This is a genomic window from Streptomyces sp. (genome assembly GCF_019510245.1).
Classification (GTDB): domain Bacteria; phylum Actinomycetota; class Actinomycetes; order Streptomycetales; family Streptomycetaceae; genus Streptomyces.
In genome coordinates this window covers 42,176-48,181 of sequence record NZ_JAEKKT010000178.1, presented here as the reverse complement: position 1 = coordinate 48,181, position 6,006 = coordinate 42,176, and the positions used below count along the sequence as shown (strand labels likewise).

General features: G+C 74.3%; 6 protein-coding genes. 1 reads left to right on the top strand and 5 read right to left on the bottom strand.

Annotated features, from left to right (window positions below):
• On the bottom strand, positions 1-355 hold a 355-nt coding region (gene rpsB, locus JF597_RS35320), incomplete at its 3' end, for a 30S ribosomal protein S2 (RefSeq protein WP_294004941.1).
• 292 nt (positions 356-647) lie between these two features.
• On the opposite strand from rpsB, the gene JF597_RS35315 reads away from it, so the two are divergent.
• Complete coding sequence (locus JF597_RS35315) at positions 648-1,211, top strand: M23 family metallopeptidase (protein WP_294004948.1); 564 nt, start codon at positions 648-650, stop codon at positions 1,209-1,211.
• 202 nt (positions 1,212-1,413) lie between these two features.
• Here the strand turns inward: JF597_RS35315 and JF597_RS35310 are convergent, their stop codons facing one another.
• The 4 genes from JF597_RS35310 to JF597_RS35295 all read right to left on the bottom strand — a co-directional run bounded on the left by JF597_RS35310 (position 1,414) and on the right by JF597_RS35295 (position 6,005).
• Positions 1,414-1,971, bottom strand: a complete 558-nt coding sequence (locus JF597_RS35310) for a TetR/AcrR family transcriptional regulator (RefSeq protein ID WP_294004945.1) — start codon at positions 1,969-1,971, stop codon at positions 1,414-1,416.
• A 114-nt stretch (positions 1,972-2,085) separates the two neighbouring features.
• Entirely contained in the window at positions 2,086-2,928 is an 843-nt protein-coding gene (gene whiG, locus JF597_RS35305) for an RNA polymerase sigma factor WhiG (RefSeq protein WP_294004938.1), read from the bottom strand.
• A gap of 324 nt (positions 2,929-3,252) precedes the next feature.
• Positions 3,253-4,398: a DNA-processing protein DprA gene (gene dprA, locus JF597_RS35300; protein WP_294004935.1), complete on the bottom strand. Its 1,146-nt coding sequence runs from the start codon at positions 4,396-4,398 to the stop codon at positions 3,253-3,255.
• The gene (locus JF597_RS35295; protein ID WP_294004932.1) at positions 4,395-6,005 is read right to left on the bottom strand and encodes a YifB family Mg chelatase-like AAA ATPase; all 1,611 of its coding nucleotides are present in this window, start codon (positions 6,003-6,005) and stop codon (positions 4,395-4,397) included. Before JF597_RS35295 ends, dprA begins: the two co-directional genes overlap by 4 nt.
• Position 6,006: the final 1 nt, after the last annotated feature.

Below are 6,006 nucleotides of genomic sequence, written 5' to 3'. Positions count from 1 at the left end.
GCTCGAGCTCCTTGAGGCGCTGCAGACGCTTGTAGACGGTCGAGAAGTTGGTGAGCATGCCGCCCAGCCAGCGCTGGTTGACGAAGGGCATGCCGACGCGGGTGGCCTGCTCGGCGATGGCCTCCTGCGCCTGCTTCTTAGTGCCGACGAACATGACCGTGCCGCCGTGGGCGACGGTCTCCTTGACGAACTCGTAGGCGCGGTCGATGTACGACAGCGACTGGAGCAGGTCGATGATGTAGATGCCGTTGCGCTCGGTGAAGATGAAGCGCTTCATCTTCGGGTTCCAGCGACGGGTCTGGTGACCGAAGTGGACGCCGCTCTCCAGCAGCTCCCGCATCGTGACGACGGCCATGGCCGTATCTCCTTGAATTTCTCGGTTGTGCCGCGGGGGCCGGACGGCTCCCGCGCCTGACGCCCGTGTGCGCTGTGCCACGAAGGACCGAGAAGCGCTGACACCTGCTGGTGAAGGCCGGGTGTCGGGGCGTGCGAAGTCGACCCGGTGACCCGGATCGCCAAGGGAAGTGTACGGGACCGGCGGGGCGCCGGGTGACGCCGCTGTCCACAACTCGGGAGTAATCCACAGGTACCGGCCATGATCGGCGCGGGTGCGGGAGCGTTCGGCCATGGTGGTCATGCGACGCGCGATGCGATGGATGTGGGCGGCGACGGTGTTGCCGCTGGCCCTGGGAGCGGCCGCGGCCCGGGCCGGGGTCGGGGCGGACGGGCCGCCGCCCCCTGCCGGGCCGCCGGTGCCGGCGGTCGCCCGCGCCTGGCCGGTGGGGGTACGGCCACCGGTCCTGCGCGGCTGGGAGCCACCGGTGACGGTGTACGGCCCCGGGCACCGGGGGGTCGATCTGGGCGCGGCCCCCGGTGCGCCGGTGCGGACGGTGGCGGCGGGCCGGGTCTCCTACGCGGGGCGGGTGGCGGGGCGGGGTGTGGTGGCGGTGCAGCTGACGGGCACGGATCTCCGCACCACGTACGAGCCGGTGACGGCGACCGTCCGGAAGGGGGACGAGGTGGCGGCGGGGGAGGTCGTGGGCACGGTGGAGGCGGGGGGTGCGCACTGCGGAGGGCAGGGGTGCGTGCACTGGGGGCTGCTCAGGGGGGACGTCTACCTGGACCCGTTGCTGCTGTTGCCGCCGTGGCTGCGGAACGCGGGGCCGCCGAGGTTGTTGCCGGTGCTGGGGGTGCCGCTGCCGAGGGGGTGATTGCGGAGGGGCGCGCGAGTGCGGGGCCGGTGGGGGCTGGTCGCGCAGTTCCTCCCCCAGCCTTCGGCAGGGGGTATACCCCCAGCGGCCCCTTACGGGCGCTATGGCCGCGGGCAGTCGTGCCGCTGGGGCGGCACGGGTGGGCGCGGGCTGCACCCGGCAAGCGCCGGTAAGCGTCCCCACCCCCCGGCCCCCGCCGGCGTCAGCCCCGCACACCCCGCAAGGCCATGGCCACGGCCGCGTCGGTGATCACCGACGGATCCTCCGCCGCGCCCAGCTCGATCCGCCGTACCGCGGCGTCCACGACCCCCTGCACCAGCATCGCCGCGAGCCGGGGCTGCTCATGCCCCAGCTCTCCGAGCGCCTCCACGATCAGCGCGACGAGCCCGCCGTGCGCGGCCCGGATCTTCTCCCGCGCCCCCGCGTCCAGCTCGCTCGCCGAGATCGCGACCACCGCCCGGTGCCGCCGGTCCCCGACCAGGGCGAGCTGCTGCCGCACATAGGCCTCGACCTTGCTCTCGGCGGTGGGCGCCCGCTCCATCACCGCCGCGACCTCCGCCGCCCACACGGGGAAGTCGGCCGCGCACAGCTCCTCGACCACGGCGGCCCGGGAGCGGAAGTACTCGTAGACGGACGACCGGGCCAGCCCCGTGCGCTCGGCGAGCGCGGGGAAGGTCAGCGCCTCCGTCCCGCCCTCGGACAGGAGGGAACGCGCCGCGTCCAGCAGGGCGGCTCGCTGCATCGACCGGTGCTCGGCCACGGAGGCCGCTCGAATCCTTGGCACGTCAACCACTTTACGGACGCACCGGGCCGGAGGGGAGACAGCACGACCGGAGACGGCCCGTCGACCGCTGCCGACGGCCGAAAACCCGGATCAGCGGCCGAAACTCGCCAGCTTGGCCCGCAGCTGCAGCACCGACTTGGTGTGGATCTGGCTCACCCGGCTCTCGGTGACCCCGAGCACGTTCCCGATCTCCGCGAGCGTGAGCCCCTCGTAGTAGTAGAGGGTCACCACGGTCTTCTCCCGCTCCGGCAGCGTGTTGATCGCCCGCGCCAGGAACCGCCGCAGCTCCCGGTCCTCGGCCACCTCGACGGGGTTGTCCGCCGCGGTGTCCTCCAGCGTGTCCATCACGCTCAGGCCGTCGCCGCTCTCACCGCCGACGTGCAGCAGTTCCTCCAGCGCCACCACGTTGGCCAGCGACAGCTGGCTGAAGACGGCGTGCAGCTCGTCCACCTCGATGCCCAGCTCGGCGGCGACCTCGCCCTCCGAGGGCGTGCGCCGCAGCCGCGCCTCCAGGGTGGCGTAGGCCCGCTCCACGTTCCGTGCCTTCTGCCGGACCGAGCGCGGGATCCAGTCCAGCGCCCGGAGCTCGTCGATCATCGCTCCCCGGATCCGGGTGATCGCGTACGTCTCGAACTTGATCTCCCGGTCGACGTCGAACTTCTCGATCGCGTCGATGAGCCCGAACACCCCGGAGGAGACGAAGTCGGCCTGCTCCACGTTGGGCGGCAGGCCCACGCTCACCCGCCCGGCCACGTACTTGACCAGCGGCGAGTAGTGCAGGATCAGCTGTTCCCGCAGCCGGTCGTCCCCCGTCGCCTTGTACGACCGCCACAGCTCGTCGAGCGTCGAGGGAGCGGGCGGCCGCACGTTGCCACCGTCGCGGGCGGCTGGGGGGATCGCCGCCCGGTCGGACCCGGAGGTGTGCTGGGGCATTCGTCGCCTTGTGCCGTTCTGCCGTGAAGTGCCAGGAAGTGCTGTGTCGTGCCGCGGAGCGGGGGTGAGCGGGGAGTGCGGAGCGATGGTCGGGCGAGGTGTCGGTCTCGTGTCGGTTGGCGCGGTCTGCGTCAGGCCTTTCGTGAGCGTAGCGTGACTGGGGAGTCGCGGTGCGCGAACAGCGAGGCTCCACCCCTGCGCGAACCCCCTGTACGGCGCGCCCCGCCACGCTCGGCGCGTCGCTCTGCGTGATCGGCCGCAAGCGTCAACTCCGGGAATTCCCAAGGCCGTCGGGGGTTCCCCCGGACGGCCGAACACGCTCGGTCAGCACCGGCTCCGACCGGCCCGGACCGAGATCATCGCCTGGCGTGTCAACTTCCAGCCATCGCCGTGTCGTTCGACGTAACCAAGTGCTCGGAGTTCGTACAGTCTCGCGACGGCCTCGTCCTCGGACGTCTGCGCGCCACGTGCCACCTCTTCGGGTGAGGCGGGCCGGTTGCCGGGCAGCGCGGCCAGGACCTGCCGGGCGGCCGGTTCCAGCAGGTCGCGCGGGAGTACGGGGCCGCGTCTGGCCGGGGCCAGCTCGCCCATGTCGCCCGCGAGCTCGACGACCTCCGCGGCGTCGGTGACCAGCGCGGCCTCCCCGCGGAGCAGCTCGTGCACCCCGGCCGAGAGGCCGCTGGTGGCCGGTCCGGGCACGCCCATGGTGAACCGGCCGAGCCGCTGCGCCGCCCGCGCGGTGACCAGCGAGCCGCTGCGGTGGGCGGCCTCCACGACGACGGTGCCCCGGGTGAGCGCGGCGATGACCCGGTTGCGGAGCACGAACCTGCTCTGCGTCGGGTGCTCGCCGGGCGGCAGCTCCCCCACCACCAGTCCCTGTTCGGCGATCCGGTTGATCAGCTCGGTGTGACCCGGGGGATAGGGGCGGTCGACCCCGCAGGCCAGCACGGCGACGGTGGCCCCGCCGGCGCCGAGGGCTCCGCGGTGGGCGGCGCCGTCGACTCCGTAGGCGCCGCCGGACACCACCACCCAGCCGCGCTCGGCGAGCCCCGCGGCGAGGACGGCCGCCATGTGCGCGCCGTACTCGGTACAGGCCCGGGCCCCGACGACGGCGACGGCCCGGAGCGCCCACATCCGCAGACTGGGACGGCCACGCACCCACAGACCCAGGGGGCGGGCGTCGCCCAGGTCGTCGAGCTGGCTGGGCCACTCGGTGTCGCCGGGCGACACGAACCGTGCGCCCGCCTCCCGCGCGACGGCGAGGTCGGCCCGGGGATCGGCCCGCGCCGCGCGGGCCAGCAAGCCCGCCCACCGCTTGGCGCCCACGCCGGGCAGGGGCCCGCCGCCCGTGCGCAGCCGGTCCGCCACCGCGTGCGCGCCCAGCTCCCGCACCCAGCGCCCGGCGGTCTGGTCGCCGGGCTCGACGACCCGGGCCAGGAAGACGCGGGTGAGCAGCTCCGTGTCGCTCATGGGGCGATCCCTTCCAGGACCGCGCCGCGCCGGACGCCGGTGCGCAGCTCCAGGGCCAGGTTGACGTCGTTGCCCGAGGGCCGGTCGCGGCCCGCCAGGTCGGCGAGGGTCCAGGCGACCCGGAGCACCCGGTCCAGGCCGCGGGCGGTGAGCAGGCCCCGGTCGAGGTCCAGCTCGGCCTTGAGCAGTGCGCCCGGCTGGACGTGCCAGCGGGTGCGGAGTTCGTGGCCCGGGACCTCGCTGTTGGTGCGCCAGGGCAGCCCTTCGTAGCGGCGGGCGGCCCGCTCCCGCGCCGTGCGCACCCGGTCGGCCACGGCGGCGGAGGGCTCGGCGCCGGTGTGCAGCCGCAGCAGTTCCTCCCGGGCGACCGGTTCGACGGCGACCCTGAGGTCCACGCGGTCCATCAGGGGGCCGGAGAGCCGGGCCCGGTACCGCTTGATCGAGGAGGGCCGGCACTCGCAGACGTCGCCGGGGGTGCCGTGGCGGCCGCACGGGCAGGGGTTGGCGGCCAGGACCATGAGGAACTTCGCGGGCATCCGCAGTATCCCGGCGGCCCGGGCGATGACGACGTGGCCCGACTCCAGGGGCTGGCGCAGGGCGTCCAGCACGCTGGCGTGGAACTCGGCGGCCTCGTCCAGGAAGAGCACGCCGTGGTGCGCGAGGGAGACCGCTCCCGGGCGTGGCAGGCCGGTTCCGCCGCCGACCAGGGAGGCCATGGTGGCCGAGTGGTGCGGGGCGCAGTAGGGCGGCCTGTCGACCAGGGGGTGGCCGGGTGGCAGTATCCCGGCGACCGAGTGGACGGCCGTGACCTCCAGGGACTCCTGCCGGCCCAGCTCGGGCAGCAGCCCCGGCAGCCGTTCGGCCAGCATGGTCTTGCCTGCGCCGGGCGGGCCCTTGAAGAAGACGTGATGGCGGCCGGCCGCGGCCACCTCGAGAGCGGCCCGGCCCACGTGCTGGCCGGCGACGTCCGCGAGGTCGGGGGCGTGGTCGCCGGTGGCCATCCCGGTGCCGAGTCCCATGCCGGGCAGGGCGAGCCCGGCGAGGAAGGGGTCCGGGCGGATCTCGCCGGGGACGGGCTCCTCGTCGGGCACCGGTTCGTCGGTGAGGACCGCGATCAGCTGGCGCAGGCTGCGGACGCCCAGCACGGACACCCCCGGCACCAGCGAGGCCTCCGGCACCGCGTTCTCCGGCACGACCACCTGCTCGTATCCGGCGTCGGCGGCGGCCAGCACGGCGGGCAGGATGCCCCGGACCGGGCGGACCCGGCCGTCCAGGCCCAGCTCCCCGATCATCACGATCTCGGCGAGCACCCGGGGATCGATCCGCTCGGCCGCCCCGAGCACGGCCGCAGCCACCGCGAGGTCGAAGCCGCTGCCGCTCTTCGGCACGGATGCCGGGCTCAGCCCGACCGTGAGCTTCTTCGAGGGCCAGGAGGCGCCCGAGTTCACCACCGCCGCCCGGACCCGGTCCCGGCTCTCCGTCAGGCTCTTGTCCGGCAGCCCCACCAGGGTGAAGGCCGCCACCCCGGGCTCCAGGTCGGCCTGGACCTCCACCACCACGCCCTCGACGCCCACCAGCGCCACCGAACAGGTCCGCGCGAACCCCATG